Annotated in this window: 1 protein-coding gene and 1 pseudogene; both read right to left on the bottom strand. The window is 35.4% G+C overall.

The window, feature by feature from the left end:
• Window positions 1-248, bottom strand: a pseudogene (locus tag AB4496_RS26035) (hypothetical protein); the annotation flags it as partial.
• A gap of 672 nt (window positions 249-920) precedes the next feature.
• On the bottom strand, window positions 921-1,362 hold a 442-nt coding region (locus AB4496_RS26040; protein ID WP_372132773.1), incomplete at its 5' end, for a hypothetical protein.

Below are 1,362 nucleotides of genomic sequence, written 5' to 3' on the forward strand. Positions count from 1 at the left end.
CTATTCGCATAGCGAAAATCCATATAAATATTTAAATTTTCAGACTCTAAGTCTATTAGATTCTCAATATACTTTGGTGAAGAAAATGAATTAATTGTACCAACAATTAATTCCACATTATTTCTAGCTGTCAATCCTTTAACTATTGATTCTGTCCCACTAGCAAATGCGGAGACAATTGTAATTTTGGAGTCGTTAACTGCATCAAAAATTTGTCCCAACTCACTATATTGTTCAATAATTTTCATTTTTACCTCTGAACTGAAAATAATGCTAACGATTAGCTAAGTGGCTAACAAACCTACCACTTCACTCAATTAAAACACCTTAAACACACGACTAAACCAAGCTAAAAATGCCAAGCGTTTGTTAGTCCGTCTTTAGCGCCTTGTTAGCTGATTGCACAATGATACGTGGCATACCAAGATGTTGATTACTTTGACTTTACGCCCAGCGAGCACAAAAACCAAGCCTTACGTTAAAAACTCAAACACAACCCAAAAAAGTGCTTGGCAAAGAAGAGGTAATAGTAAAACTTCAATCCAAAAAGGTCGGCTGAATTTGAAAAGGATGCTTTCGAAGCAGTTAATGAAATGTGCTCATGAGTATGAGAATTTATCTAGCCTCACAACATCCAAGAAACCGCGTCAAAGAACTAAACGAACAAACCACTTCAGTAAACGAATCAGTTTGATTCACCAGAGATACAAACAGTGCCACTGGCGAGATAGTGATTAGCACCATTCTTTCGCATGTGTAGCTAGTGCGGGAATAAATAGATTTAAACCCTTGAAACTTTTACTCCAGCTAACGCCCGCTTAAGTAGTGAGCAACACCATACATAATTAAACACTCTACGCGACGCATAGTAAAAGCGCCACGTGTTGCGAATCTGTCTTGAAGCGTTTGTTATACGAATTTCATCGGCGATTTTTATATAATGTATACACAACTAAGCAGTATATGGACAATATAGATAACAAAATAGTAATGAAGCTAACCCAACTAAGTAACGTTTCGGCTAACTTCTCTTGACTTGATGGTGAGTTGTCATATTTAATTTCATTTTCTATAAGTCTAACCTCATAATCTAATTGAATTTTCATTGCACCATAAGCATTTAAATTAATTATATCTTCGTTTAACTCTAACTCCAGAGGTGACAGTTCTGCTTTGAAATTACCTAATGCTCTTTCACAATAGTATAATTGCTCATCTGAGGTTTTAGCTGCATTATCCATGCATAACTCTAAGAACCCAATAGAGATCAATAATCCATTTTTTTTTGCTAACGCTGTACTTTTCATAGATCGTTGTGCAGATGCCTCACTAGCTTCAGTGATAATATTATCTATATAATAC

This window comes from Vibrio sp. 10N.222.46.A1 (assembly GCF_041473595.1).
In the GTDB taxonomy this organism is placed as follows: domain Bacteria; phylum Pseudomonadota; class Gammaproteobacteria; order Enterobacterales; family Vibrionaceae; genus Vibrio; species Vibrio tasmaniensis_A.